Consider the following 23,001-nt stretch of genomic DNA (forward strand, 5'->3'; position numbering starts at 1 on the left):
TGATTGTCGAGCCAGGTGGGACGTTGATGCTGATGCCGGCGAGGTCGGGGCCTGGTACGGAGATCATGGCGCCGAGCTGTCCATGATGCCGATGGAGCTGGTCGAGCAGGTGGCGCACACGGTCCCCGGGGGCTCGGCCATCGAGGGTCACGCCCTGGTCGCGGAGCTGGCCGACTGCCTGTCCGGCCAACTGAATGCTCTGGCGCCTGGTGTCGTTCGAGCAGAATTGTCTGCCGCTGACAGGTGGTCGCCGAGCGAGCTGGATGACGATCACGCGAATCGTGCCCGCCTGACGTGGCTGGCATGTCAGGAGTTTCGCGACCTGTGGGATGACGCGGCGGGCTGTGCCGAGACCGGCGAGGAACCACCCAAGGACAACGACGCGATGGAGCGCGCCATGCCGACGATGAAGACCAGCCCACAGCTGGATCGGGATCTGTTGCGTGATGCCCATACCGACCTCGAGGCGGTGCGCGACATGCTCCGCGAGGGCGATAACGAGAATGCGCGGCGCGCCGTAGGCAGCCTGCTGGGCCGGATCGAGGCGCGTCAGTCGGATTGGCACAACCAGCGGCTGGGGGATTGGCAGTATCGGTATGACCAGGAGCTCGAGGCGATCCACGTCGAGAGTGCCGACGGCTACCGGGTCCGGTACCAGTTCGACGATGAGTGGTTGTGGTTCCAGTGCCCGGGACAGGACGACATGCTCCAGCGCAGCTGTCATGAGATGCGTGAGCCTGTCGAGGTGCTGAATAGGGCGGAGGAATTGCGCCAGGAGCATCTCCAGGAGGAGGCAGCCCACCGGCGCCTGTCCGGCGAGTAGCCAGGAAATGAGAAGGGGGAGCCGCCGAAGCGACTCCCCCATCCCACCAAGGGTGCCCCTTCACCAAGGAGCATCCTCACGATACCCCGCGCCCAAGGCCTAGTCGGGCGTGTTTTCCCACCATGAACGAAGAGAGGGCAGGCGCCGCAGCGTCTGCCCTCTTTGCTTCCAAGGATGAAACGCCCACCCGGCGACGTGAGGAAGGAGAGACCTCCCGGATGGGCAGATTCACGATAGCGAGCCTCCCCGACTCGCCGAACGCCACTTTTCCGACTGTGCGCTCGAAATTTCACGCTGCCGGGGTGGTGGAAGTGGTAAGCTAATCAAGTGATCGGTTGATAGCGCCACATTTAAAGGGTTATTCACGAATGTGTTCACACTTCTCCCAAGAGCGTGAACACCATTGGCGCCGCCTCACCCATGGCCTCCATCGGCCGCCCCAGAGCCACCACGACAACGAGGGCATCATGCGAACCAGCCAAAGCCCGCGCCTCACTCCGCGTCGCGTCGAGACCCTTCCCGCCAAGGATCGCCCCTACCGCGTGCCCGACACCGGCGCGCCGGCCCCGGGCCTGATGCTGGTGATCTACCCCAGTGGCCACCGTGCGTGGCTGTCGCGGCTGACGATCGCTGCCGGCCACCTGCCGCCGGCGGTACCCGGTGAGCCATTGCGCCGCCGCCCTGGTCGTCGCGTCGACGTCCAGATAGGCGCCTGGCCGGCATGGAACCTCGACGCCGCCCGGGAGCGTCATCGTGAGCATGTCGCCGCGGCCGCGCGTGGCCACGACCCCCGCCACTTGATGGCCGCCAGTGAGGTGGTCCCACTGTTCGGCGAGCTGATGCGCCGCTGGCTGGCTCACCTGGAGCGCATGGACGAGCTGGCCACGTCGACTCAGGCCGCCCATCGCCAGCGCTGGCAGGCCTACCTGTCGCGCCTCGACGGCGTGCCGGTCGACCAGCTGACGCGACAGCATATCGCCCCGGAGCTGACCCGCGCCGCCGAGCGCTCGGCGGTACAGGCCCGCGCCACGCTGTCGACGCTGCGCAGCGCCCTAGAGTGGGGGCACGGCCAGGGCTGGGTTGCCGAAAACCCGGCCAGCGGCATGCGGCCGGCCACCTATGGCGGCAAGCCAGGCCGGGCACGTGACGTGGCGTTGAGCCTCGAGGAGCTGCGCGAGGTGTGGGTCGCCCTGGACGCCGGGCGTCTGTCGACGGCCACCGTCGACGCCATTCGGCTGCTGATCCTGACCGGGGCACGCCGCGCCGAGGTCGCCGGCATGGCCGTCGAGGAGCTGGATCTCGACCGGGGAGAGTGGCGGCTGCCGGCTGAGCGCACGAAGACGAAGGAGGGAAGGGTGGTCTACTTGTGCGAGGAGGCGGTGGCGCTGCTGCGCGCCCGGCTGGCCGCCATCGGCGCCGCCTCAGGGCCGGTATTCCGTGCCGGGACCGGCGACAAGGCGTTGACGCCGGCGAGCCTGAGCCGTGCCGTCCAGCGTCTTCAGCGGCAGCCGGACCGACAGGGCAAGGGCGGGGGCGCGCTGGCCACTCTCGGCCAAGCCAAGCCGTTCACCGTCCACGACCTGCGCCGCACCTGCGCGACGCTATGGGGCGAGCATCTGGCCGCGCCGCCGCATGTCATCGAGCGCCTGCTGGGCCATGCCCCGGCCAACGCCCTGGAGGCCGTCTATCAGCGGCAGCGGTATCACGACGAGCAACGCGCCCTGGTTGCCCGCTGGGGCGCTCTGGTGCGCGACCACGTGGCCAGCGATCCCGGCGCCGCGGTGGTGCCGTTCCGGCGCGACGCCACTGCCTGATCCCACCTGTCACACCGCAATACCGAGAGCCGCCCATCGAGGCGGCTTTTTTGTGCGCACGAACCCGGAAAAACGGCCGAATCGACCATGAGGCAGCCAGGTAACGTCTAGGCGTGCTCTAGAGACAAGCCGAGCACATCGAGAGGGCAAAGGAAGGGCCGGAGTGCGTCAACACGTCCGGCCCGGGTGTTCCTCAACTGAGAGCCGGCACGCCCTGCCAGGCGTGTCACCGACGAAAGCCGGCGAGATAGCGAACCATCCCGGGCCAGGCGCTGAGCCTAGCCGCAACAGGATACCAGCGCTGTCGTCGCCGGCACAGCCGGAGACGGAACCTATGCAGAATGCAGCATCGCAGATCACCCCCGAGTACCTGCCGGACGGCGACGCGGCCCGCCTGATTGGCGTCTCGGCCGCCACCCTCAGGAACTCCCGTTCGCGCGGGACGTTGCTGGGCCATGAAGCGCCGCAGTGGGTAAAGCTGGGTCGCAAGGTGCGCTATCGCCGCCGCGACCTGCTGGAGTGGGTCGAGCATAACGCGGTCGAGTGCCGCGCCGCCCAGAGCTAGGGGGTGCGTCATGACCGTTTCAATGGATCGAGTCCTGTCCGCTGCCGAACAGGACGACGCCCGCGTGCGCCCGCCGCTGAAGATCGAGATGGCCTTGGGTTTGCTGCTCGAGGCGTACCACGAGCAGCGCTATGTGTGCGCCCTGGACGCGCTGCGTGACCACGGAGACACCTGCTGGCACAGCTCGGTCGCCGAGCTGCGTGAGAAGGGCCTGGAGTTCGTCCAGCGCGATCACCCGCATGTGCATCGCCACGGCGGCCGAGCGCTGTATCAGGACTATCGCCTGGCGGCGGGGAGCGTCGAAAAGGCCGAGATCATGCTGGCGATCTACCGGGCGGGACGCCGCGGAATCAGCCGGGCTGACGTTGAGGACGCGTGCGCCTGAATCAGGGAAGTGGCTGCCTGCCGGCGATTTTTTCGCTGGGTTCGCCCGGGCAGCCCAATCGCGACGTCGAAATGTGTCACAATGGTGAGAGTCGGGCCGGGAGAGGCCCTAGAAAAGCGAAACCCCGGAATCCTCTGAGCTTTGGCGGGCGACGAGGAAACCGGGGCTACAGACGCCGCGGAGGGCGTGAATCTGTATGCCCAGTATAACCCAACTGGCGGGGGATGACACCTGCCGTGGGCATGGGGTGCGCACATGAGCGCGACCAGCCCCGTCCCAGCACAGCTAGACCTCATCACAGAGCCGCAGCACTACCACGACGCCCAGCGCTGGGGGTGGTTCTCCGTCCTGTCGCGACAGCGACCCGACGGTGGCCGGCTGCGACAGAGCTCCTACCCGCTGAGCTACCTGCCTGACGTCACCGCCGCAGCGCCGCGCGATCGTGACACCTACATCAGTCAGGGCGAGTTCAAAAAGCCCAACAGGCGCGTGCTCAATCTGACGCGCATCGGGCTGATGTTTCTCGACATCGATCCCGTCGATGGCCACCACCTGGATTCCGACCAGTGGGCGATGCGGCTGCTGATGGCGTGTAAGGATGAAGGCATCCCGGCGCCCAGCCTGATCGTGTTCAGCGGCCGCGGCTACCACCTGAAATGGCTGCTGCAGAACCCGGTACCACGCCAGGCCCTGCCCCGCTGGAATCTGGCCCAGCGCAACCTGGTCGAGCGGTTCGCCCATCTCGGCGCCGACGCCAATGCCAAGGATGCCAGCCGCGTGCTGCGCCTCGAGGGCACGGTGAACACGCGCACGGGCGAGAACTGCCGCGTTGTCTGGCTCGACCGGGATCCCGTCGCCGGTGAGCCGGTGCGGCACGATTTCGACAGCCTGTTTGACGAGCTGGTCGATATGCCCCGGGAAGAGCTCAGGGAGACGCTCCAGCAGCGCGAGAAGGCCAACCCCAAGGGCAACCCCTTCCAGATGGTCAGGGGCGGCAAGTACGGCCTCCGCAAGCTCTCACAGCGCACCCTCGCGTGGGATCGACTCGAGGACCTCCGTAAGCTGGCCGAGATGCGCGCCGACAGCATCGAGGGGCAGCGGATGCTGTTTCTACACTGGTGCCTGAACTTCATGGCCCTGGCCGAGCCGATCAAAGCCAACCATCTGCACTACGAAGCCAGGACGCTCGCCGCTGAGCTGGCCCCGGGCTGGTCGTATCACGACTGCGATCTGAGTACGCAGTTCGCCAAGGCGAAGGCGCACGCTCGCGGCGAGACGGTCGAATTCAACGGCCAGACATACAGCCCGCTCTACACGCCCCGCAACCAGACCCTCATCGACACATTTCAGATCACCGTCGAGGAGGAACGGAAGCTCAAGACGATCATCAGCAAAGCTGAGGCTGCCCGGAGGCACGCCGAGCGTGAGCGAGAGCGTCGTCGCAAGGCAGGGGCCGTCGATCGAGGGGAGTATCTCAAGAACATGGCCTCTTCCACAGAACAGCGCCGCCAGGTAGCACTGAAGATGCGAGACGAAGGCCTGTCACAGCGAGCCATTGCAAAGGAGCTGGGCGTCTCCCAACCCTTGGTGGCAAGACTACTGAAAGGGTGATAACAGGTCCGTGCGTATTACTTGTGGCGTAGCCTGACAGGGGATAGGCGAGGGCGTTCAGGGTCCGTGCGTATTACTGGGGGTGCGGATAATCCGCACTTGGGCTCACGCGCGCGCGTCTACCATCGTCATCGATCGCGACTGACTTGGAGACGCCATGCCTGCCCCGACTTCCTCCGATGCTTCATCACCGACGACCGCAGATGTCGTTGCTTACAACCGTGCGGTCGGCGCCCGGGTCCGAGAAGCCCGGCAGCTCGCTGGTCTCAACCAGGCTGACCTTTGCCGCGCCGTTGGCATCGGTCGCGATGTCCTGACCCGCGTAGAGTCCGGTACCGATATCGAAGGTGGTGCCGCGCCCTGGATGCTCCAGCGGATCGCCGTCGTCTGCTGCGTCAAAGCCGATTTCCTGCTGGGCCTCACTGAAGAGTCCGAGCCCGACGAGCCGGGTCCGACCTGGAAGGAGATGGCCTGGCTGTCTCACCAGCGTGCGTGTCGGGAGAGAGAGCGGCACGTCGAGGACCTGGTCGTTCGTGATGCCCATCTCGCCGAGTTCCGCGAGCTCGCTGCCGAGGTCGACGCCGGGATTGATGCTGTCCAGATCGCCCTGGAGCGCGTGGCCGAGCTGAACCCCGACGAGTGGGAAGACCTCCGGGCCGGTGCTCGCTTGGTCAGCACCATCGATTCTCTGCGCTCCTCAGTCGGTGTGCTCAGCCGCCGCTCCAGCGTCTACGTCGACCGCCAGGTGATCGATGCTGCACCGGAGACGTTGCTCGACCTCGAGATTGCCGCCGCCTGACCACTGCCCAGTGGTAGACCCCGCCCGGGTCTGCGACTCGTCGCCGAGACCACCACTCCAACCTGCCCCCAGCCCCGCCTTCGTGCGGGGCTTCGTGTTTCTGGCCCCTTCCTTTTCCGGATGCGGAAAACTGGCCGTCGGGGCCCTCTCCGCGTGGGTCATTGTCGTCATAACGATCATTTCGATCATTCAGGCGACGAGGAATTGCCCATGACGACAACCAGTGAGGCTGAGGCCCGGAAGGCCAGGCGGGAGGCGATCATCAACGCCGCCTACGGCATAGAGCCCTCCTTGATACTGCTGCGCCCCAGTGAGGCCGCCGACATCCTCAGCGTGTCCCTATCACTGCTCGCCAATGCGCGCAGCACCGGCCGCATGCTGGGTCGCCCCGCTCCTCCCTACCTCCAGCTGGACACGACCGTTCGCTATCGCCTTTCCGACCTCACTGAGTGGCTGGAAACCGCCCTGAAGGATGCCACTCGCACGCCGGGCGCCCAGCCCGTTACCCAAGGAGCCCAAGCCCATGCCTAACCCCAATCACGAGTGCGCCGCCGTCGAGACCGAACTGCGTGAATCCATGGAGCAAGCCGCCGAGGAACTCGTCGCTTCGATGAACGGCGGTGAGTTGACCGAGAGCGCCAAACATCGAGCCCACGCGGCCGTAGAGCTCGCTATCGGAATGCTGCATCCGGTCCCCGCCGAATCACCGGCGCCGATGACTCAGCACGAGGCTATGGCGGCCAGCGTCGAAGCATTCGACGGCGAGCGCCGGGATCAGGCAGTGAGCCACGCCAACCACTGCATCGACTCCGTTCTCGAGGAGCTGCGCAATGTGGCTCTGGGCGATGCTCTGAGCCCAGGGAGGGCCTTCCTGCTGGTGAACGCTCTGGAGAGCGCTGGCGATAGCCTGGAGGACGTCCTGGCAGGGATTTACGGCTGATGGCCACCTCGATCGGCAGCGTCAAAGGCAGCTCGCAGGAGCTTCGCTCCCGGTTCGGCGAGGACGCCCGGCAGCGGCGCGCGGCAGCGAACATCCTGGATCCGAGCGAGGTTCGGGGCGACTACGACGCCGGGCGGATGATGGAAACCACGCTCGGCGGCGAGGCGCGGCCGATCACCAACGAGGACTTGGCCGCATTCCGGCAGAACGCGCGCACCGCCGGCCGTCGTTTCAAGGGCGGCATCACGGTGCGCCAGGTCGTCGACTTGAGCCTGAGCAAAGACCGGAAGCGCGCTCGCACGGAGATTCCCTCCGCGGTGCCTGCCTCGTCTCGCCAGGTGAAGGGTGGGGCCCTCGAGACCCGATTCATGACGAGCTCGAGCCCGCAGAGCAAGCACGCTCGGCACCAGGTGATCGTCGAGTTCGTCGATTTCGAGGGCCTGGTCGCCAACGGCAGCCTGAGTCCGCGCAAGGCCGCGCGGGAGCTGGCCCGGGGCAGCATCCGCTTCGACTGCACATGCGAGCACCACCGCTACCGGCGTCGGTACATCGCCACCATCGGGCGCTACAACGCCGGCCGCCCGGAGACCGGCTACCCGAAAATCACTAACCCCGACTTGTCAGGCGTGGCCTGTAAGCACGTGCTGCGCGTCATGTCCGAGATCGAGGGCGGCAGCGCCGTCCAGATGTTCCTCGCCCGGGCCATCGAGAAAGCTCGCGGCGGCGGCACCGCGGTTCAGCGCACGTCGCAGAAGTCCGCCGACCGTCAGGCCCAAAAGCAAGATAGCCGCCCCATGGCGGCCAACGCCCAAGAAACCGGCGACCGCGATTTCGACCGCTCCCGGCGCGCCCTGCGCAAGGCCGCGAAGGCGGCTTCTGCCACCACCACCCAGCCCAAGCGCACAGCGAAGGGAAGCCGCGCCGCTGCCGCGCTGGGAGGCAATGCCGGCGCCCGCGACAAACTGCTGGCCGCCGCCCGGGATCTGGGCATCTCGCCCGACCAGGCCGCCAAGCTGCTGGCCGCCGCCGCCAAGGACCAGTCATGACGCCCCGCGACCCACTACAGCGCGACCGCCTCGAGGAGCGGCTCCACCGCCAGGCCATGAGCGGCGACCGTGCCGCGTTCCTGCGCCTGCGTGGCCTACGCCGCCTGTGGCGCGCGCTCGACGCCAAGAAGACCGCCAAGGAGAACCGCCATGGCTGATGCCACGCCGATCCAGATGATCCATCCCGACCTCGACCCGATCACCGTCATCGACGATGCCGACCAGGTGCTGGAACAGCTGCGCCACGGCGTCGAGATGAGCCGCCGCGAGGCCTGTGTCGTGCGCGAGGCGCTGAACGTGACCCGCCAGCGCCTCGGCACCACGGGCCACATCGACCACAGCCTCGCCGGCCTGATGGACGAGCTGCGCCTCACGGCGCTGGGCAATCCGCTGACGCCCGATCGCGCGCTCGCCCTCGTCAGCACCCTCGAGGACTCCGCCGGCGCCATGGGCGGCCGTCACCGGCCGAAGAATCAGGGCGTCCTGCGCCGCCTGATCCACGAGTAAGACCCGCAATCCGAAGGAGAGAGATCCATGACCGACACCAACCTGATCGATCAGGCCCGCCGCCTCGACGCCCTCAACTCGCCCGAGTTCACGGAGTGGCTGGGACTGACCCGCCAGGCCGACCGCCTGCGCCGTGACCTGAGCAATGTCCGTGCCCAGGGCCGATTCACTGCCGCCGTCGCTGAGCACGGCAGCTCCTCGGACGCTGTGCGTGCCGTCCAGTTCGAGGTCGACGCGCTGGCCCAGCGCCTTCATGAGGCCACCGTGGCCGGCTCAGATGCCGAGCAGGACCGCCGCGAGCTGAAAGAGATGCTGAACCCCGTCACCACCCGTCTGATCACCCGTGGCCGCCAGCTGCGCGAGCGCAAACAGGCCCTGGAGGGCGATTACCGTGGCAACGGACTCATCGAGCGCGCCCGCACTGCCCGCGAGAAGGCCATCGGCGATCTGGTGGAGGCCGGGCTGCCGCGCCAGATGGCGCATCGCCAGGCGAAACCGACCGTGTCCGACATCGAGGCTCTGGAGCAGGAGCTGACCGAGATCCCGGGCGAGATCGAGCGCAACCAGGATCAGCTGACCAGCTACGTGGCTCGAGTGGAGCTCTACCTGGCCGACACCGCCCACGATGACGAGGAGGAGGCCGCGTAAGCGGCCCCGCCGACGGGAGAGAACGATGGCTGACAACAACGTGACGCCGCTGCCGTCTGAGCTCCACGCCTCCGCCTGTCAGGCCGTGGACGAGGCGCTGGCTGAGCTGGCCACCATGCCGGCCGCCGTGCGCTATCGGGTCGACCTGGAGCGGTTCGGTACTCCAGAACAGGCGCTCAAGGCGGTGGCGGTGCGTGCCCGGGATGCGCAGGCCCTGTTAGAGGCTGCCAAGGCGGCCGCACGAGAGGAGGGCTGATATGGACACCATGGTGGTGACCGCCGCAGCGCCGATGAGAGAGGTCGGCTCGCTGTGGGACGGGCTCAACCCCAACCTGATTGCCTCGATCTACGAGGTGGATCATCACGGCGATCCGGTGAGCGACGTTGCCCCGATTCTGCGCTGTCCGTTCGTCGACGACGCGAACCTGGAGATGACCTTCAACTGGCAGTCGCCATTCGAGAATAGTGGCGCTGGCTCACTGACACCCAGCCTCAGCGCAATGCTGCAGTCTGGCATGGTCCAACCCATCATCGAGAACGTCCGTGGCGTGCTGTCCAGCGATGAGCGGAAGAAGTTCGATGAGTCTACGCCTGGTGGGGGCTGGGCGGACCAGACAGCCGCTGCCGCCGAGCATGCGCGCGGGCGCACGGGGATCACCAAGCTCAACAGCACGCAGGTGTTCACCGGCATGGCGCCCATCAAGTTGGACGTGACGCTCATGCTGCGTGCCTGGCGAGATCCTCAAGCGGAGGTCGAGGATGCCCTCAACCTGCTGATGGACTGGGCAATGCCGAGATACCTGGCTCCCGAGGGGACGCTGCTGACCGCGGCGATGGAGTGGGCGGGAAGCGACAACAAAACGGCGACGAGCCTGGTCGAGGCCGCGCTCCCCTCAACGGCGCCGGCCCTGCTGGCGGTCAAGTACAAGCAGAGGACGTTCGCCCCGCTGGTGATCGAGAGCATCGGTGTACCGCTCAACTCCCCGTCCGACAGCGCTGGGCGCTTTGTGCAACTTCAGCTGCCGGTGACGTTCGCCACCCTGACGGCGTGGGATGGAGCTGGCTGGGAGGGTGCGCAGCCGCCCAACGGCTTCAACGTGAACCACGGCGGCCTGTACGGGAATGTGCAGGGTTTGCCGAGTTATTGAGGTGGTTTCTCGTGAGGTTTTCGGCGGTGGTTTTCGAGGTTTCCGAAAACCGCCGGATAACCCGCGTCGGAAACCATAGACTTCGCTGCCGAAGCGACTATTGGCGGGGGATGGCGAGGCAGAAGCAGGACGCCGGCTTGACCCTTATGCGGGGCGGGGCATTTCACCCTTATGCAACCCACATGACGCACGGAGAATTTCAATGCCGAAAACCACGGAAACCCTGATGGGCGAGATCGACGCCGATGCCCTCGGAAAGCCCCTGCCGAGGCCGATCAAGAAGGCCATCAATCAGATCGCTTATGCCAGGGCGCGCGCGTACCAGACCCAGCTGGCGGAACAGCTGAAGGTGGAAGCGAGGGAGATGCTGTCGGATGGGAAGTCGCCGACGGCAGTGATACAGGAGCTGGCCGAGAGGGATGCATGAGAGGTTCTAACGGCTCCGGAGCTCACAGCCTGACGGCGTGTTGTGGGAGGCCGGTTTTACAACGCGCGCTTGTCGCCGGCGCCATGTCGTGACACGACCATGGGAGGCCCACCAACGAACGTGAGGCCTACCCCATGCGTGAACGCCTTGAGCTTGCCCGCCTCTTCCTGGAGCTGCTGACCGTGATGCTGGATATCGTCCAGCGCCTGGCCGAGTGGTGGCCGCCGTGCTGCTTGTGACGGCCGCCCTGGTCGTGTCTGGACAGCGCGGGCCCCCTGGTGTGAACTGCCCGGAAACCACCAGGGAGGGAGCGATGATCGACTTCGCCGCGCTCATCAGCAGCACCAAGGCAGCGCTCGATATGGCCAGGTCGGCCAAGGATGTCAGCGACCAGCACCAGGCACATGCTGCCGTTATCGGAGTCATGGAGCAGTTGGCAGAGGTGCACTCCAAGCTGGCTGACACCCAAGCCGAGTACCAGTCGCTCCTCGAGGAGGTCGAGCGCCTGAGGGGAGAGCTCGACAACAAGGCCCGATTCGATGATTACCGCATGGAGAAGACGCCGATGGGCGGCTACATCCTGCCCCTAAGGGATGAGTGCGTCACCGATGACCGGCCGCCCCATGCGATCTGCCATCCGTGCCAGGAAGACGGCCGCTTGTCGGTGCTGACGGAGACGGAATACCGATATGTGTGCCCGTCGTGCCAATACACCGCCGGTAAGAAGCCCAATCCGCGCTTCAATCGTCGGCGCGGTGGTCGGGTGGTCCACCCGGGCTTCTCATAGCCCGAAAGCGGAAATGGTGCGATGCACAAAAATCAAGATTACGCGGCTTATCTTGATTTTCATGGTCTAGAAAAATCAACAACTTACGCGAGTCGAGATTATCCCGCATTCAGGCCGTCTGGGCGTGCCTCAGATGGGAGTAACTCGCAGGCGAGGCGGGTCTACTTATTAAAATGATGATTTAAGAAAGTAGAGAATAGCGATAGGGCATCTAGCCTGTTCTGAGGATCACCTGGAGAAGGATTCACGCATGAGGCTACAGGCCATCTACAAGATCGCGCTGGTCAGCGACACCTTGGTGGTGATCATCGATCAGGACGGACCTCGCTCCATCACCAATGATGCCCAGGGCGTCATTGACCGGCTGACTGCCGAGCTGGGTGACCTGGGGCGGCGGCGCGTCTACTACCGCGACACCATGGGGCGCTTCGATGAGATCAGAGTCGAGGGTGGGCGCGTCACAGGCTTCGCCCCCTGTAGCGAGCACCAGCAGGAGGCCTTCACCGAATGGTGCATCGAGGAGGCGTAGCGATCGACCGCCAGCGTTGCGGCTGCCCAACGCACTGCCCCTGGCCAGGGGAAGTGATGGCCATGGCTGAATCCACCTGGCGGCGCCAGCGGGGCTCCGGCCCCGGGGGTGCCCGCCAACCATCTGTAATGGAGACCTGAATGGTAGACCAGATCACGATGCCGCCGCGGGCCGCGTACTCGGCCATTCTGACCAACGACTTCATGGTGATCCTGCGTGATCACGGAGAGATCGTGAGCATCCGGGAAGATGCTGATTCTGTCCTGGAGCACCTGAGCTGCACCATCCCGGGCGGGCTCAGGCGCCAGCGCGTTTATGTCGAGGAGGTGCCTGGCGGCGATGGCTTCTTCGAGCTGAAGCACCAGCATGGCAACCTGGACGCGGTTGAGCAGTGCTCGAGCCACCAAGGCGGCCACCTCATGCAGCTGGTGTCGGCCGAAGCGGAGGATGGCCATGGATAGCGATCTGACCCTTGTTCGCCCCCAGGGCTCCCAGGCCCTCGCTGCCAGTGCTCAGGATGCGCTCTCGGAGGCTAGGGGCAATGCAGGGCTCTCGTACCTGCTGAACCTCAATTCACGGCGTAGCCGGGTCACAATGCGCTCGCACCTACAGATCATCGCCACGCTGAGCGGAGGCTACGACATCCAGGGGTGCCCATGGCAGCTGATACGCCGTGATCATGTCCGGTCGATCGTGGAGATGATGACTGAGATGGGCAAGGCCCCAGCCACGGTCAACGCCGCCTTGTCGGCCATGAAGGGTGTAGCCCGCGAGGCCTGGGTCATGGGGGCCATGGATAGCGAGAGCTACCAGCAGATCCGTGACCTGAAAGGCGTCCCCGGCTCCCGCCTTCCTAAGGGGGTTCACCTGGACGAAGCCTCGATCCAGGCCCTCAGTTCCGCATGCGAAACTGATGACAGCCCCAAGGGCATCCGTGATGCAGCGTTGCTCCAGTTGCTGGTGTCGACCGGGCTGCGTCGGTCAGAGAGCGTTTCGGTGGATCTTGAGGCTATCGATACCAGTCGGCAAGCCATCAGGATCGTCGGCAAGGGCAACAAGGAGCGGCTGGTTTTCCTGCCTGACCGCACGTTCAAGCGGCTCAAGGCCTGGCAGTCCTGTCTTGCCCGTGACACGGGGCCTCTGTTCACGCGGGTGCGCCGGCATGGCGTGGTGTGCGATAAGAGGCTGACCGATCAGGCCGTCTACTACATCATCAAGGAGCGTGCGGCCCAGGCCGGCATTGATGAATGCGCCCCGCACGACTTCAGGCGGACCTTCGCCACCAATCTGCTCGATCGGGGCATTGACGTGCTGACCGTGCAGTACGCGCTGGGGCACTCGAACCTTGCGACCACGCAGCGCTATGACCGCAGCGCGGAACGTCGCCTCGAGGAGGCAATGAAGGGGCAATGAACCAGGAGATCAGAATGGCAAACATCCAGATTCTGCATGACCGTGAGCGCTTCAGGGAAATGCTGAGCTATGCGGTCTCGCGGGAGAATCTGTGGGGGAACATCGACGTGATAGCTCGAGACGGTGTGCCGGGCCTGCTTCTTGTCGTGCTCGATCAGCATGACATGCCCAACCGGGTATCCTCAGAGGTCGCCCACGAATGCTACGGAGACGCGCTGGCCGAGCTAGGAGACCTCCTGGATGAGCTGAACCCTGACTTCCGGCCTCTGAGCCATCTCTAGCCTGGCGGCTGGGCATGAGAAAGGGAGGCCGTGGCCTCCCTGGGTAGCATGGTCGTTCGGCATCAGCCGAAGTGATTGCGGAAAGAAGAAGGGTCGAGAATGCCCCAGCCCTCCAGGGAGTAGTACCCGTTCGCGCCCTCTGGTGAGCTTGGATCTCGGATGAAGAGGATCTTCACCTTCAGCTCCTCCCGGATCGAGGTCAGCTGTCGTTTGACGGTGCCGGCAGGTATGCCAGTCTCTGAGGCGATGTCCTGGAGCGACGGCCGCTCCATGGTGTCGATCGCCCGCAGAATGGCGTACTTGCGCTGTGTGTCTCGCGATAGGCTCGGCATCGGTACTATTCCTCTCCTTCGACGCCAAGCAGCTGTACGTCCGACACTCGAGCCCGCAGCGGCTCCTCGCCACCATTGTCGAAGCGAACCCAGCAATAGCCCGCTTCAGGGTCGATCCGGTCTGTTTGCAGCACACCGCTGCGATGGCCGTCAGGGGTGCTGACGCTGACAACGATCCGAGCCCGAGCCGGCTCCTTGGTGGGCACCGGCTGTGGCGGGGTGGCGCTCTTGGATTCGGGGCCTTTCCGTTCTTCCCGCTTGGAAGTGGACTTGTCCTCTTGCGACGGATCAGCACCAGCGCCAGCTTCATCGCCCGCAGCAGAGCCTCCCTGGCCAGGTGAAGGGGTTGGTGATTCCTCACCTGATCCCCCGGGTGTGCCGGCCCCCGGTTCCTTGCCGCCATCGGCGCCCCCGGCCGATTCCTCGAGCCCCTGGAGGTTTGGTTGGTCATCATTGGTCCCAGGGCCAGGGGTGGGCTCCTGTCGGGCTGAGGAAGGGATCTCCGGGTCTTCCGGCAGGCCGCCTTTCTTAGCCTGCTTCAGCAGCTCCCGGCATGCCTTCCGGCTGATTCCTTCCTCAAGGGCTTTGGTGCAGATCCGTTCTGCCTGCTCGGGCGCAATGGTGTGCAGCTGCCGCAGTGCGTTGAGCGATTCGGGATCAGACGTAACCTCCTCATCGTAGAGGCGCATCACGCACTCTGGGAGCTTCAGCAGGGACAGGTGGGAGGAGACATAGCCCCGGGACTTGCCAAGCCGCTTGGCGACATCCATGCCCTGCCAACCGCGATCGATGAATTTCTGGATGCCCTTGGCGATCTCCATAGGAGTCAGGTTCTCGCGCTGGATGTTCTCGATCAGCTCGCCGGCCGTCTCATCCAGGTCATCCTGCTCCTTCTTGTTGACGATCGCCTCGACCGGCAGCCCCGCGAGCTTGCAGGCCCTCCAGCGCCGCTCGCCCTTCTGGATGCGGTACTTTCCGCTCTCGTCCTTGGGGTAGACGATGATCGGCTGTTCCTGGCCGTTGACCTTGATCGACTCGGCCAGCTCCTCAATGCCAGCAAACTTCTCCCGTACCTGTCCTTGCTTGGGCTCCACCTCTGCCGTGTCGAGCAGAAGTACCTCTTTCGCGCCCTTGGAGCGACGAGACAGGCTTTGCAGGTTGCTCAGGTTTCCCAGTCCCATGTCAGCCCACCTTTTCCATGAGTTCGTTGATGACCGCCCGAATGTCCTTCGCAGCATCACGCGCCGAGGTCGCCTTGATGCTCCACACAGGGACGCCGAGGTTGTTGGCCTCGTCCAGCTTCCCGCGCAGGCCGATCTCGGCGGTGTAGACCAGATCGGGCACTGCTTCTCGAAGCTGCTCACAGGCACGCAGGTGGGAGGGGAAGTTTCGGTTCAGGTTGTTGATCACCATGCCAGTGTTCTCCAGGTCGGGGTTCAGCTCCTCCTGGACGTTGATGATGGTGTTGAGCAGGCCTTCGACGCCATCCAGGGCGAAGCCGCTCACTTGGACCGGGCAGATGACGTGGGTGGACATGGTGAGGGCAGCCACCAGCTTCCGGCCAAGGCTGGGCGGGCAGTCGACCGCTACATAGTCGTAGTGCTCAAGGATTCCGCTGGCCTTCAGGTTGTTGATCGGGTTGAGGACACAGCCGAGTGGCATGGACTCGATTTCCGACAGCTCAGGGTCGTTCTTCTCGGTCCAGATCAGGTCCATGCCGCGAGCACAGCGCATCGGGCGGATGTCGGTGTAGTCTTCTCGGAACAGGTGCGCGGAGGGGGTTCCCGTGTACTCGCCTTCCTGCTGGCTCAGGCGGCTGGAGGTGTTGCCCTGAGGGTCCAGGTCGATGGCGAGCACCCGAAAACCTGCCTCCTGTAGGTGGAAGACCGTCTGGAGGCAGATGGTCGACTTGCCGACGCCGCCTTTCTGATTGGCGAAGCTGATGATCTTGGTCAAGCTGATGATATTGGTCATGGTGTCCCCGGTTGTCCGACCTCCAGGGGAGGCAGGATAGTCGATCCTTGCCCGGCTCAGAGTGCAGGGCCTGGCCAGGCCAATTTCGCATGCGAAACATAATAGTCGACATAAAGTGAGTCGACAAGGATCATAAGGCGGGACAGATGGAGCATTATAAAGGCCTAGCGGGTGCCAGGCCGTTGGGAGTTATACCGAGGCCTACGCCGCATCTTGCTCCTCGGTGGAGGCGTCCTCCTCGAGGACCGGGCTGACCTCGCCACCGAGTAAGCCGATCAGCTCCTCGATGACAGCCGCAAGGGCTGGGATGTGCAAATGGGCTTCGGTGTCAAAGGCCGAGGCATCGTCATCGGAGGGTTCGGCGCCCTCGATCAGTGCGTCATCGAACTTGATCTTCTTGAACGCCAGGTCGTCCTGGAGGACGAGCGCCAGCTGGTCTGTTCTCGCCACCGCAAGTGCGGAGCAGATTCGGCCGCCCTCGAGGTGCTGCTGGATTTCGTCACTCTCGAGGTCAACCTCAGTGGCTTTGATCACACCCTCATCCCCGGATGGGGACTCAAGCTGGCATGCCTCGCCCAGCTCCCAGCCCTCTGCGCGCTCGGCCGGGGTGGCCAGCCAGCGCGTCATCAATTCAGTGGCGCGATCGCGAGTGGCGAGAGGCGTGACCTTCAAGGAGCCAGTTGTCAGCCGGAGCAAGTCCAGCGCTTCCTCAGCTTTCTTTCGGCTGGCGGCATCCACCAGAATCCAGCCTCGCTGGATGTCGATGGCCACCAGGAAGTGACCTGTGCGCTTCAGGGCTCTGGGCAGCAGCTCCTCGTAGACTTCCTCCTTCAGGATCTGCTTCTCAGCTCGCCGCAACGGAGACCCAGACGCCTTCTCGCGAGCCGCAGCACGCTCCTCAACCTCTTCTTTTACCGCAGCGGGAGGAAGCAGCCGTTCTTGCCGGCTGAAGCGCAGGACCAGGAATTGCGAGTTCACCGGATGCACCATCTGGTCGCCACAGACGGCAGACCACCCTACCCTTTTAGCCTCGGTCGAAGCGCAAGCTCGGAAACGCTGCTTGCCGCAAAGTTGTGCAAGCTGGTCGGCATCAGGAAAGTGGCTGTGGGCTCGGTAGATCAGAGCATTGTCGAACATGTAACCCCCTATCGCGGTGTGGTAACTATGGATAGGGGCTCAGGTGTCGTTTTTGGAGCATGAACGGAGATGCCGATATAGATAACGGTATAACTCCTCCTCCCCGCCCACCTAAGTCGACGGCTGGCGCTGCTGGCTACCGGAGAGATGCCGGCCCATCAACCCCCAATGCCTCACGGAGGAAGGTGTTGGCCGATCGGCGGCCGGCATTATCTCGCATCCGGTCTGGGGCTCTCTCAGCCGCGGAGGCCCAGCATGACGCATACGCTGCCAGGACCGGCTCAGCGTCCACCACCCCGCCTTCATCGAGACAGTGCGTGATGTAGCGCTTGTCTTCCTTCGTGAGAGGTAGCTCGTGGAGCTGATCGAGGCGATTATCTGCATGCGCCATATTGTAACAATACCACACGACGATTTATATATTACCCAGGGGCTAATACCTAATGCCGCCCCCCGCGGGGTGGTAAAGCGATCCGGGGGCGCGGTAGGGGGCTGCCCGCAGCAAGCGCCTCACGAGCGTCATGACCTAGGTTCACCACGCCATGAACGGCCTCCTTGAGGTTCCAGACGCCATCCTCGTAGGGAGCCAGGCTAACCCTGGCCAGGCCGGCAGGGAGATGAACTGTGAAGCTCTGGAGGTGCAGGTCTTCAAAGCTGTCGATCAAGTCCAGCTCGATTTCATCGATCTGGTCAGTGGCCACGGCATACACGGTGAATCGGGCATCAAGTCCTAGCTGCTGGCGAGCGAGGCTGCTCATCATTTCATCGAACTGCGGCGGGGTATCAGAGGCCTTGATGCTGGCTTCGTCCTTCATGAGGCCTCCCCGGTGGAGCCGAGACTGGATGCTTTAGCTCGCCGATCAGAGCGATGGCACAACCTACGGCCGTCGACCCATAGCTCCCGGAAAATGCCCTCATGGGTGTAGATGCCGATCAGGACATCCAAGGGCTCCAGGTAGTAGGTCGATGACGGCTGCTGCGAGTCATCGATCAGCGCCTCCTCCCGGACCTTCATCACCAGGGCAGTTTGCCCCGCTAGCGGCACGGCCTTGTTCTTCATCCCCCACTTCCAGACGACAACCTCCTTGGGGGCGAATCGCTCATGGGAGGAGGCCTCGTTCAGCATGTCCAGCGCCAGACTGCGGGTGGCTGCCGTTATGGCTCGATCCCCAGGGTCGACAGCTGCCTGTTCGTCAGAGGGGTTCTTCCGGCCGGTGAGCCACCGGCCCAGCCCTGCCAGCCAGGGCTCCTTGCCTTGTGTCATGCGTCAATCCTCGGGTTTTTCCGGTTCCTGCCGACTGCGACAGCTACGCCAATCAGCGTCCAGCCAGCCACGATGGTAAAGCCCAGGTGGAGAAATGCCCCATAGGGCGGCCCCAGCTTCACCGAGAGGAACATTGACGCACCGAACGCAATGAACCAGCGGAACCAGTAATCCGCAGAGCGCTCTGCGACCCAACGGGCCTGCTCCGGGGTGAGGGGGTGGTGCAGCCAGCGGCGGGGGTAGACGGTCTTCTCACGACTCCCCTGGCCTACCTTGCGAGGCTTTCGCGGGAAGATTCGGTTGACGGCCAGCTGCGGGAACATGCCCTCCAGGGAACGGCGGGCAACACTTATGCGTGGTGATTCATGGTGTGACATACACGCCCTCTAGGACAGCGCCCGGGCTCCCTCAAGAGGGGCCTGGGCGCCTTGGTCGGTCGGAGGAGAGGTTACAGGTTGCGGATCTCCGCGGCACGCAGGGCGCCGCGGCGGATCTGAGCTTCGCCGTTCGCATCCTCGTAGATCGTCGTCGGAGTGGCGGTGATGCCAGCCTGCTGAGCCAGTTGGCTATTCTGGCTCACGAGGTCCATTGCCTCCGTGCTGGGCGCTGCTGTAACGCCGCCACCCTGCTCAAAGAGCGCCATTGTGTCAGCCGGGGTGTCTGAGTCCGCGATCTGGGCAGCCTGCCGGAGAGATTGCTCGCCCAGGTAGCCTACCGGCACCCAGCGAATCGTCACGTCATCCAGAACGCTCCGAGACGCTTGGTACATGCGTTGGCAGTAGCCGCATTGGGTGTCAAAGATGACATAGATGACTTGTTCGCCGGAGCCCTCCTCGACATAGAAGGGGGCGCTCTGCACCAGCTCCAGTGCCTTGGCCTCCTCGTCGTCGGTATACCCGTTGTCAGCCTGGCTGGCGCCAGCTCGACCAGGCATGCCCGCCAGCGGGCTATTCTCCATGTGCTCTTCCATGTGTGCTTGGGTCAGGTTCTCACCGCCTTCGCCGAGGATCATGCCGACGAACGCATGCTTTCCGTCCTCGGTGGTGTAGATCACATTGGTGTCATTCTCGACGCTGATTACCCAGCCATTGATTCCGTCCAGGCCCGTGTCGAACTTCTTGTCCACATGGGCGCCCGGGATGCCCAGGTCCGCTACTGCTTTGGGCAGCTCCATACTTCCCTCAGCTGTCGAGTCTTCGGCGAAGGCACTGCCGGTCATCAGGGCAGAGGCGATGGTGACAGCTGAGGCGATCAGGGTGAGTTGCTTCATGGGTGTGCTCCTTGAGCTTAGGTTTGCGCCAGCATCGCTGGCGTGTCTCTCGCCATGTCGGGCATGGCCACATCGGGGTTTTCCTATCCACTGCCTCAGGGCAGCAGCTCTTCAATGTCCGCTTCGCTGCGCGAGGCGGCCTGTTCACGAGCCTCTTGGTTGGCTCGGCGAACAAGCTCTCGGGCCTCCTCATAGAGGTCCGAGGAGCTGTAGGAGGTGTCACCGTGGCGATCCAGGCTGGTTTCAAGCGTGGGCGCCTCTGTCGGCAGCCCTAGGTCGTTGAGCACTGTGTCGGTGATGTCCGGGAGCGCCCCATCGAGCACGGCCGCCTGGCGCACAATAACCACAGCGCCGTCCGCCACCTCTTCAATCGCGGGGCGAACACCGCTGTCGATCCGGGACAGGGTGGAGATCGCAGCGTCTCGAGCCTCGCCGTCCTCGCCCAACAAGCTGCTGGCCGCGGCACGGCGGGCATTCACGTATTTCGCGGTGTCGAAGGTGACGATCTGCGGTGTCTCTGCGTCGGACGAGGCCCAGGGAAGCTGAACCGGGATGATGGTCATGGCGAAGGCGGCAATGCCCAGCACCCCGCCCACGGCGGGGAGCACCCTGGCCAAGGGAGATTGCTCTCTGGGCTTCTGTGAATTCGGATCGGTGTCGCTCATGGCTGCCCCTGTCGTCTACGCATGAAAAAGCCCCAGGAGTTACCCAGGGGCTATGAATGAATGATTTAGAAGGGGATTTCCCCATCTTCTTCCCCGTCACCAGCACTGCCATTGGCAGAGCGCGGGTCACGCAGGATGCGGCATGTGTCGACCATCAGGTTGGTGTACACCGTGCCATTTTGTGCTTTGCGGAAAGACAAGGCGCCTTCCACAAAGACCAGTTGGCCTCGCATCAGGCGGTCTTTCATCACTTCAGCGAAGCGGCCACCAATGATGCAGTTGAGCCACATGGCTTCATCAGTCGACTTCTTGGCCATGTTGACGCCGAACCGAACGTAGGTTTTTCCCTTGTCGTTGGTACGTACTTCAGGCTCACCGATGTGACCGATCTGGATAGTCTTGCCCCACATGTTCAATCTCCTCTCTCTCAACATTCCCACCGAATGGGTCTCGGTAGGGGATAGGGGCACCACTGACACTAATGGCCGCCTCCGGGTGATTTTTTTTGATAGGCCGAGAAAAGCCCCCTAGCTCGTAGAGTTAGGGGGCTGGAAAAATCACCGCTGTAGGTGACGTGAGATCTTTGCCCTGGGCTGGAGGAATTTCCATTGCGCCAGGTTGTCGAGGAACATGCGGCGGAAGAACCGCTTGGTGAAGCTCACCACGAACACGTCCTCATCGTTGTCGATAGACTGCAATGTGCTTTCCCGATGCAACCCGCGGTCAGGCCGGCGCACCTGGATCACAGTCCCGTCCTCGGTGGAGAACGCGAAGCCCTCCAGGTCATTCAGCGAGAACACCTCAAAGGCCACGTTGGCATCAGTGCCAAGGCTGGCCATCTCACGCTGCGTTGGCTGGCGCCAGCTGCGCCCAGCTTGGCGCGGGAGGACGAATCGCGAGCCCTTCTGAAGGTCGATGGCGAAAGCCACCTGCCCCTCCTCGAGGCTGTCCTGGGGCAGCCCGCCAAACTCACGACCAAAGGCCAGCGCGTCTTCCTGATTCACGATCAGCTCGATGTTCATTGCTCTCTCCTCTCACATTCCTGCGTGATGCAGGTCTCAGAGGGAGATAGGGCGGTGACTGCCACTCAGCTGGCGCGGGAAGGCTGGCGAACGGATTTCGCATGCGGAACCGGCGATCGGCCTCGGCGAGAGGATAGGCGGTGCAGGAAAAAGCCCCCTGACGCTTAGCGTGCAGGGGGCGAGTGAATCATGATGCTGGCTGAATCGAGCAGCGTGTCACCACGGTTTGGGGAATCCCCCGGTATTCTCCGTGCTCCTTCACACGCCCCTTCAGCGTCACTTTCGTCTCTTCGATGGCCTTGCCGGTCTTCCAAACCAGTTGCCGACCATCGGTGTCGCAGAAGATGTGCTTCCACATCAGCCCCCACTTCGTTTCCGAGGAGAAGGACCGCTTGCGTTCACACACCAGCTCCAGGCGTTCGCCCGGGTCGCCGGCATAGCCCAAGGCGATAAGCCCCTCCAGGCCAGCCGTCTGCTCCTTATAGCGGTCGTAGGCGGTGATAGCTGCTGTCATCACCCCGACCCCTCGCCTAAGGCCTACCATGTCGAACCGAGCATGATGCACGATCATCGTCTCGAACTCGGAGTGGTCGGCTTTCGCCGGCAGCACCTCTCTAGCCCAGGCGAGAACAGCATCCGCCTTCGCGACATCCTCAGACGCAAAAGCCGCCATGCCCTTGCGGCGCATCACGCTTGAGCGCGTCATTTCGCCAACAATCTCGGCGGTAGCCAGATCCCCGGTTTCCTCAGCTCGCGTTCGCGAGACGAATCCACGCTTGCGGATCTGCATGGCCGCGGCGCACATGAGCCAGCGGAGGTCGACCACCGGCTCCGGTGGCCTGCCTCCCTGTACTCCCCCATCCTCATCGATCTCCTCGATCATGTTGATCACAGAGAACAGGATCTGAGCACGCCGAAGCATGGCCTCGCCCCCCTGCCGCCCGAGGAAGTCCTTGAGGCACGTCTTGCCTACCTCCAGGATCTTCCCGGTCTCCATCTCCTCCAGGAGGAACAGCCAACGACGATCACGCGGCTGATGGCAGTGGTCGCAGTGCCCTGTCGCCTCACCCGACCGATACGGCTCGGGAAGACGATCATAGGCCCATGCCAAGGGAGTGACCCTGACGGCCGCCGCGGCAGCCATATCGATCCTGGCAACCAGCCGGTAGCCATTGATCAGCGGCGGCTCTCCGGTGACGCGAACCATTACGGCTCGGATCGTCTCTTCGCGGTGGTAGCCGATCTTGTCCTCGAGGTCGAGGATTTGCCGCGTCCAAGGCTTCACAGCCTCTTCAAGCACTTCGATGCGGAACGGCTCCATGCCGAGCTTTGCTGCCTTGCGATCCAGTGCTTCCACTTTCGTCTTGAGGGCCGGTAGGTGGCTCTTCGGAATCCAGCAAGTGGTCTTGCTCGTCTGGGTAGTCATGATTGCTCTCCTCTCTCATTCCTGCGGGATTGCAGGTCTCAAGAGGAGGTAGGGCGGGCAGTGTCCTATCGGTCGCCCCTGGGGAAGACATGAAAAGCCCCGTGCTGCGAACAGCAGAGGGGGCTGGAAGGATTATGCGAGCACTCCAGCATCGTCGAGATGCTGCGAGGTACTGCCCGCTCCGATTC

32 protein-coding genes are annotated in these 23,001 nt (G+C 63.9%); 20 read left to right on the top strand and 12 right to left on the bottom strand.

All coding sequences use genetic code 11. The features are described from left to right. Window positions 1-82: 82 nt before the first annotated feature. The 20 genes from FIU88_RS17810 to FIU88_RS17900 all read left to right on the top strand — a co-directional run bounded on the left by FIU88_RS17810 (window position 83) and on the right by FIU88_RS17900 (window position 13,723). Window positions 83-823 (top strand): hypothetical protein, encoded by a 741-nt coding sequence (locus tag FIU88_RS17810; protein ID WP_152480290.1) that lies wholly within the window; start codon window positions 83-85, stop codon window positions 821-823. 467 nt (window positions 824-1,290) lie between these two features. Continuing rightward, entirely contained in the window at window positions 1,291-2,637 is a 1,347-nt protein-coding gene (locus FIU88_RS17815; RefSeq protein WP_172977772.1) for a site-specific integrase, read from the top strand. Window positions 2,638-2,971: 334 nt separating this feature from the next. After that, entirely contained in the window at window positions 2,972-3,202 is a 231-nt protein-coding gene (locus FIU88_RS17820; protein WP_152480292.1) for an AlpA family transcriptional regulator, read from the top strand. A gap of 10 nt (window positions 3,203-3,212) precedes the next feature. Then, window positions 3,213-3,587 carry a hypothetical protein gene (locus tag FIU88_RS17825; protein ID WP_152480293.1) on the top strand — a complete coding sequence of 125 codons (375 nt, stop codon included), beginning with the start codon at window positions 3,213-3,215 and terminating at the stop codon, window positions 3,585-3,587. Window positions 3,588-3,842: 255 nt separating this feature from the next. Continuing rightward, window positions 3,843-5,198: a helix-turn-helix domain-containing protein gene (locus FIU88_RS17830; protein ID WP_152480294.1), complete on the top strand. Its 1,356-nt coding sequence runs from the start codon at window positions 3,843-3,845 to the stop codon at window positions 5,196-5,198. Window positions 5,199-5,355: 157 nt separating this feature from the next. Then, a complete protein-coding gene (locus tag FIU88_RS17835) occupies window positions 5,356-5,997 on the top strand; it encodes a helix-turn-helix domain-containing protein (RefSeq protein WP_152480295.1) in 642 nt (213 codons plus the stop codon). A gap of 210 nt (window positions 5,998-6,207) precedes the next feature. Next, complete coding sequence (locus FIU88_RS17840) at window positions 6,208-6,528, top strand: hypothetical protein (protein ID WP_152480296.1); 321 nt, start codon at window positions 6,208-6,210, stop codon at window positions 6,526-6,528. Next, window positions 6,521-6,937 carry a hypothetical protein gene (locus FIU88_RS17845; RefSeq protein ID WP_152480297.1) on the top strand — a complete coding sequence of 139 codons (417 nt, stop codon included), beginning with the start codon at window positions 6,521-6,523 and terminating at the stop codon, window positions 6,935-6,937. The genes FIU88_RS17840 and FIU88_RS17845 overlap by 8 nt, the downstream gene beginning before the upstream one ends. Continuing rightward, a complete protein-coding gene (locus FIU88_RS17850) occupies window positions 6,937-7,983 on the top strand; it encodes a hypothetical protein (RefSeq protein ID WP_152480298.1) in 1,047 nt (348 codons plus the stop codon). Before FIU88_RS17845 ends, FIU88_RS17850 begins: the two co-directional genes overlap by 1 nt. Next, window positions 7,980-8,141 (top strand): hypothetical protein, encoded by a 162-nt coding sequence (locus FIU88_RS19240; RefSeq protein WP_172977773.1) that lies wholly within the window; start codon window positions 7,980-7,982, stop codon window positions 8,139-8,141. The genes FIU88_RS17850 and FIU88_RS19240 overlap by 4 nt, the downstream gene beginning before the upstream one ends. Then, complete coding sequence (locus tag FIU88_RS17855; protein ID WP_152480299.1) at window positions 8,134-8,490, top strand: hypothetical protein; 357 nt, start codon at window positions 8,134-8,136, stop codon at window positions 8,488-8,490. The genes FIU88_RS19240 and FIU88_RS17855 overlap by 8 nt, the downstream gene beginning before the upstream one ends. A 27-nt stretch (window positions 8,491-8,517) precedes the next feature. After that, entirely contained in the window at window positions 8,518-9,138 is a 621-nt protein-coding gene (locus FIU88_RS17860) for a hypothetical protein (protein ID WP_152480300.1), read from the top strand. A 25-nt stretch (window positions 9,139-9,163) separates the two neighbouring features. After that, on the top strand, window positions 9,164-9,394 hold the full coding sequence (locus FIU88_RS17865; protein WP_152480301.1) for a hypothetical protein: 231 nt from the start codon (window positions 9,164-9,166) through the stop codon (window positions 9,392-9,394). Between the two features lies 1 nt (window position 9,395). Further along, window positions 9,396-10,286, top strand: a complete 891-nt coding sequence (locus FIU88_RS17870) for a hypothetical protein (RefSeq protein ID WP_152480302.1) — start codon at window positions 9,396-9,398, stop codon at window positions 10,284-10,286. Window positions 10,287-10,488: 202 nt separating this feature from the next. After that, window positions 10,489-10,713, top strand: coding sequence for a hypothetical protein (locus FIU88_RS17875; protein ID WP_152480303.1), 225 nt, complete (start codon window positions 10,489-10,491; stop codon window positions 10,711-10,713). A 313-nt stretch (window positions 10,714-11,026) separates the two neighbouring features. Beyond that, window positions 11,027-11,500, top strand: a complete 474-nt coding sequence (locus FIU88_RS17880) for a hypothetical protein (RefSeq protein ID WP_152480304.1) — start codon at window positions 11,027-11,029, stop codon at window positions 11,498-11,500. Between the two features lie 250 nt (window positions 11,501-11,750). Then, window positions 11,751-12,029 carry a hypothetical protein gene (locus FIU88_RS17885; RefSeq protein ID WP_152480305.1) on the top strand — a complete coding sequence of 93 codons (279 nt, stop codon included), beginning with the start codon at window positions 11,751-11,753 and terminating at the stop codon, window positions 12,027-12,029. Between the two features lie 140 nt (window positions 12,030-12,169). After that, complete coding sequence (locus FIU88_RS17890) at window positions 12,170-12,490, top strand: hypothetical protein (RefSeq protein ID WP_152480306.1); 321 nt, start codon at window positions 12,170-12,172, stop codon at window positions 12,488-12,490. Next, entirely contained in the window at window positions 12,483-13,442 is a 960-nt protein-coding gene (locus FIU88_RS17895) for a tyrosine-type recombinase/integrase (RefSeq protein WP_152480307.1), read from the top strand. Before FIU88_RS17890 ends, FIU88_RS17895 begins: the two co-directional genes overlap by 8 nt. Window positions 13,443-13,456: 14 nt before the next feature. Beyond that, window positions 13,457-13,723 carry a hypothetical protein gene (locus FIU88_RS17900; protein WP_152480308.1) on the top strand — a complete coding sequence of 89 codons (267 nt, stop codon included), beginning with the start codon at window positions 13,457-13,459 and terminating at the stop codon, window positions 13,721-13,723. 62 nt (window positions 13,724-13,785) lie between these two features. On the opposite strand, the gene FIU88_RS17905 is transcribed toward FIU88_RS17900, so the two are convergent. The 12 genes from FIU88_RS17905 to FIU88_RS17960 form a co-directional block, all read right to left on the bottom strand. After that, complete coding sequence (locus FIU88_RS17905) at window positions 13,786-14,055, bottom strand: helix-turn-helix domain-containing protein (RefSeq protein ID WP_074211810.1); 270 nt, start codon at window positions 14,053-14,055, stop codon at window positions 13,786-13,788. A gap of 5 nt (window positions 14,056-14,060) precedes the next feature. Then, complete coding sequence (locus tag FIU88_RS17910; RefSeq protein WP_152480309.1) at window positions 14,061-15,236, bottom strand: ParB/RepB/Spo0J family partition protein; 1,176 nt, start codon at window positions 15,234-15,236, stop codon at window positions 14,061-14,063. Window position 15,237: 1 nt separating this feature from the next. Beyond that, entirely contained in the window at window positions 15,238-16,011 is a 774-nt protein-coding gene (locus FIU88_RS17915; protein WP_152480416.1) for a ParA family protein, read from the bottom strand. Between the two features lie 219 nt (window positions 16,012-16,230). Beyond that, on the bottom strand, window positions 16,231-17,166 hold the full coding sequence (locus FIU88_RS17920) for a recombination-associated protein RdgC (RefSeq protein WP_152480310.1): 936 nt from the start codon (window positions 17,164-17,166) through the stop codon (window positions 16,231-16,233). A gap of 440 nt (window positions 17,167-17,606) precedes the next feature. Continuing rightward, window positions 17,607-17,981 carry a hypothetical protein gene (locus FIU88_RS17925; protein WP_152480311.1) on the bottom strand — a complete coding sequence of 125 codons (375 nt, stop codon included), beginning with the start codon at window positions 17,979-17,981 and terminating at the stop codon, window positions 17,607-17,609. Further along, entirely contained in the window at window positions 17,978-18,430 is a 453-nt protein-coding gene (locus FIU88_RS17930; RefSeq protein WP_152480312.1) for a hypothetical protein, read from the bottom strand. Before FIU88_RS17930 ends, FIU88_RS17925 begins: the two co-directional genes overlap by 4 nt. Next, on the bottom strand, window positions 18,427-18,753 hold the full coding sequence (locus tag FIU88_RS17935) for a hypothetical protein (RefSeq protein ID WP_152480313.1): 327 nt from the start codon (window positions 18,751-18,753) through the stop codon (window positions 18,427-18,429). Before FIU88_RS17935 ends, FIU88_RS17930 begins: the two co-directional genes overlap by 4 nt. Before the next feature lie 125 nt (window positions 18,754-18,878). Continuing rightward, a complete protein-coding gene (locus FIU88_RS17940) occupies window positions 18,879-19,700 on the bottom strand; it encodes a thioredoxin fold domain-containing protein (RefSeq protein WP_152480314.1) in 822 nt (273 codons plus the stop codon). Window positions 19,701-19,795: 95 nt separating this feature from the next. After that, complete coding sequence (locus FIU88_RS17945; protein WP_152480315.1) at window positions 19,796-20,365, bottom strand: hypothetical protein; 570 nt, start codon at window positions 20,363-20,365, stop codon at window positions 19,796-19,798. A gap of 65 nt (window positions 20,366-20,430) precedes the next feature. Then, a complete protein-coding gene (locus FIU88_RS17950; RefSeq protein ID WP_172977774.1) occupies window positions 20,431-20,775 on the bottom strand; it encodes a single-stranded DNA-binding protein in 345 nt (114 codons plus the stop codon). A 147-nt stretch (window positions 20,776-20,922) separates the two neighbouring features. Continuing rightward, window positions 20,923-21,387, bottom strand: coding sequence for a hypothetical protein (locus FIU88_RS17955; protein WP_152480317.1), 465 nt, complete (start codon window positions 21,385-21,387; stop codon window positions 20,923-20,925). A 187-nt stretch (window positions 21,388-21,574) separates the two neighbouring features. Continuing rightward, window positions 21,575-22,813 carry a hypothetical protein gene (locus FIU88_RS17960; protein ID WP_152480318.1) on the bottom strand — a complete coding sequence of 413 codons (1,239 nt, stop codon included), beginning with the start codon at window positions 22,811-22,813 and terminating at the stop codon, window positions 21,575-21,577. Window positions 22,814-23,001: the final 188 nt, after the last annotated feature.

It is taken from the genome of Halomonas sp. THAF12 (assembly GCF_009363675.1).
Lineage (GTDB): Bacteria > Pseudomonadota > Gammaproteobacteria > Pseudomonadales > Halomonadaceae > Halomonas > Halomonas smyrnensis.

Coding starts and splice junctions, on each gene's coding strand:
- FIU88_RS17885 (WP_152480305.1), top strand. CDS start 11,751: ATGAGGCTACAGGCCATCTACAAGATCGCGCTGGTCAGCGACACCTTG.
- FIU88_RS17920 (WP_152480310.1), bottom strand. CDS start 17,166: ATGTTCGACAATGCTCTGATCTACCGAGCCCACAGCCACTTTCCTGAT.
- FIU88_RS17875 (WP_152480303.1), top strand. CDS start 10,489: ATGCCGAAAACCACGGAAACCCTGATGGGCGAGATCGACGCCGATGCC.
- FIU88_RS17930 (WP_152480312.1), bottom strand. CDS start 18,430: ATGACACAAGGCAAGGAGCCCTGGCTGGCAGGGCTGGGCCGGTGGCTC.
- FIU88_RS17955 (WP_152480317.1), bottom strand. CDS start 21,387: ATGAACATCGAGCTGATCGTGAATCAGGAAGACGCGCTGGCCTTTGGT.
- FIU88_RS17925 (WP_152480311.1), bottom strand. CDS start 17,981: ATGAAGGACGAAGCCAGCATCAAGGCCTCTGATACCCCGCCGCAGTTC.
- FIU88_RS17950 (WP_172977774.1), bottom strand. CDS start 20,775: ATGTGGGGCAAGACTATCCAGATCGGTCACATCGGTGAGCCTGAAGTA.
- FIU88_RS17860 (WP_152480300.1), top strand. CDS start 8,518: ATGACCGACACCAACCTGATCGATCAGGCCCGCCGCCTCGACGCCCTC.
- FIU88_RS17960 (WP_152480318.1), bottom strand. CDS start 22,813: ATGACTACCCAGACGAGCAAGACCACTTGCTGGATTCCGAAGAGCCAC.
- FIU88_RS17830 (WP_152480294.1), top strand. CDS start 3,843: ATGAGCGCGACCAGCCCCGTCCCAGCACAGCTAGACCTCATCACAGAG.
- FIU88_RS17895 (WP_152480307.1), top strand. CDS start 12,483: ATGGATAGCGATCTGACCCTTGTTCGCCCCCAGGGCTCCCAGGCCCTC.
- FIU88_RS17935 (WP_152480313.1), bottom strand. CDS start 18,753: ATGTTCCCGCAGCTGGCCGTCAACCGAATCTTCCCGCGAAAGCCTCGC.
- FIU88_RS17905 (WP_074211810.1), bottom strand. CDS start 14,055: ATGCCGAGCCTATCGCGAGACACACAGCGCAAGTACGCCATTCTGCGG.
- FIU88_RS17825 (WP_152480293.1), top strand. CDS start 3,213: ATGACCGTTTCAATGGATCGAGTCCTGTCCGCTGCCGAACAGGACGAC.
- FIU88_RS17870 (WP_152480302.1), top strand. CDS start 9,396: ATGGACACCATGGTGGTGACCGCCGCAGCGCCGATGAGAGAGGTCGGC.
- FIU88_RS17865 (WP_152480301.1), top strand. CDS start 9,164: ATGGCTGACAACAACGTGACGCCGCTGCCGTCTGAGCTCCACGCCTCC.
- FIU88_RS17880 (WP_152480304.1), top strand. CDS start 11,027: ATGATCGACTTCGCCGCGCTCATCAGCAGCACCAAGGCAGCGCTCGAT.
- FIU88_RS17820 (WP_152480292.1), top strand. CDS start 2,972: ATGCAGAATGCAGCATCGCAGATCACCCCCGAGTACCTGCCGGACGGC.
- FIU88_RS17910 (WP_152480309.1), bottom strand. CDS start 15,236: ATGGGACTGGGAAACCTGAGCAACCTGCAAAGCCTGTCTCGTCGCTCC.
- FIU88_RS17890 (WP_152480306.1), top strand. CDS start 12,170: ATGGTAGACCAGATCACGATGCCGCCGCGGGCCGCGTACTCGGCCATT.
- FIU88_RS19240 (WP_172977773.1), top strand. CDS start 7,980: ATGACGCCCCGCGACCCACTACAGCGCGACCGCCTCGAGGAGCGGCTC.
- FIU88_RS17810 (WP_152480290.1), top strand. CDS start 83: ATGATGCCGATGGAGCTGGTCGAGCAGGTGGCGCACACGGTCCCCGGG.
- FIU88_RS17815 (WP_172977772.1), top strand. CDS start 1,291: ATGCGAACCAGCCAAAGCCCGCGCCTCACTCCGCGTCGCGTCGAGACC.
- FIU88_RS17940 (WP_152480314.1), bottom strand. CDS start 19,700: ATGAAGCAACTCACCCTGATCGCCTCAGCTGTCACCATCGCCTCTGCC.
- FIU88_RS17835 (WP_152480295.1), top strand. CDS start 5,356: ATGCCTGCCCCGACTTCCTCCGATGCTTCATCACCGACGACCGCAGAT.
- FIU88_RS17855 (WP_152480299.1), top strand. CDS start 8,134: ATGGCTGATGCCACGCCGATCCAGATGATCCATCCCGACCTCGACCCG.
- FIU88_RS17840 (WP_152480296.1), top strand. CDS start 6,208: ATGACGACAACCAGTGAGGCTGAGGCCCGGAAGGCCAGGCGGGAGGCG.
- FIU88_RS17845 (WP_152480297.1), top strand. CDS start 6,521: ATGCCTAACCCCAATCACGAGTGCGCCGCCGTCGAGACCGAACTGCGT.
- FIU88_RS17945 (WP_152480315.1), bottom strand. CDS start 20,365: ATGAGCGACACCGATCCGAATTCACAGAAGCCCAGAGAGCAATCTCCC.
- FIU88_RS17850 (WP_152480298.1), top strand. CDS start 6,937: ATGGCCACCTCGATCGGCAGCGTCAAAGGCAGCTCGCAGGAGCTTCGC.
- FIU88_RS17900 (WP_152480308.1), top strand. CDS start 13,457: ATGGCAAACATCCAGATTCTGCATGACCGTGAGCGCTTCAGGGAAATG.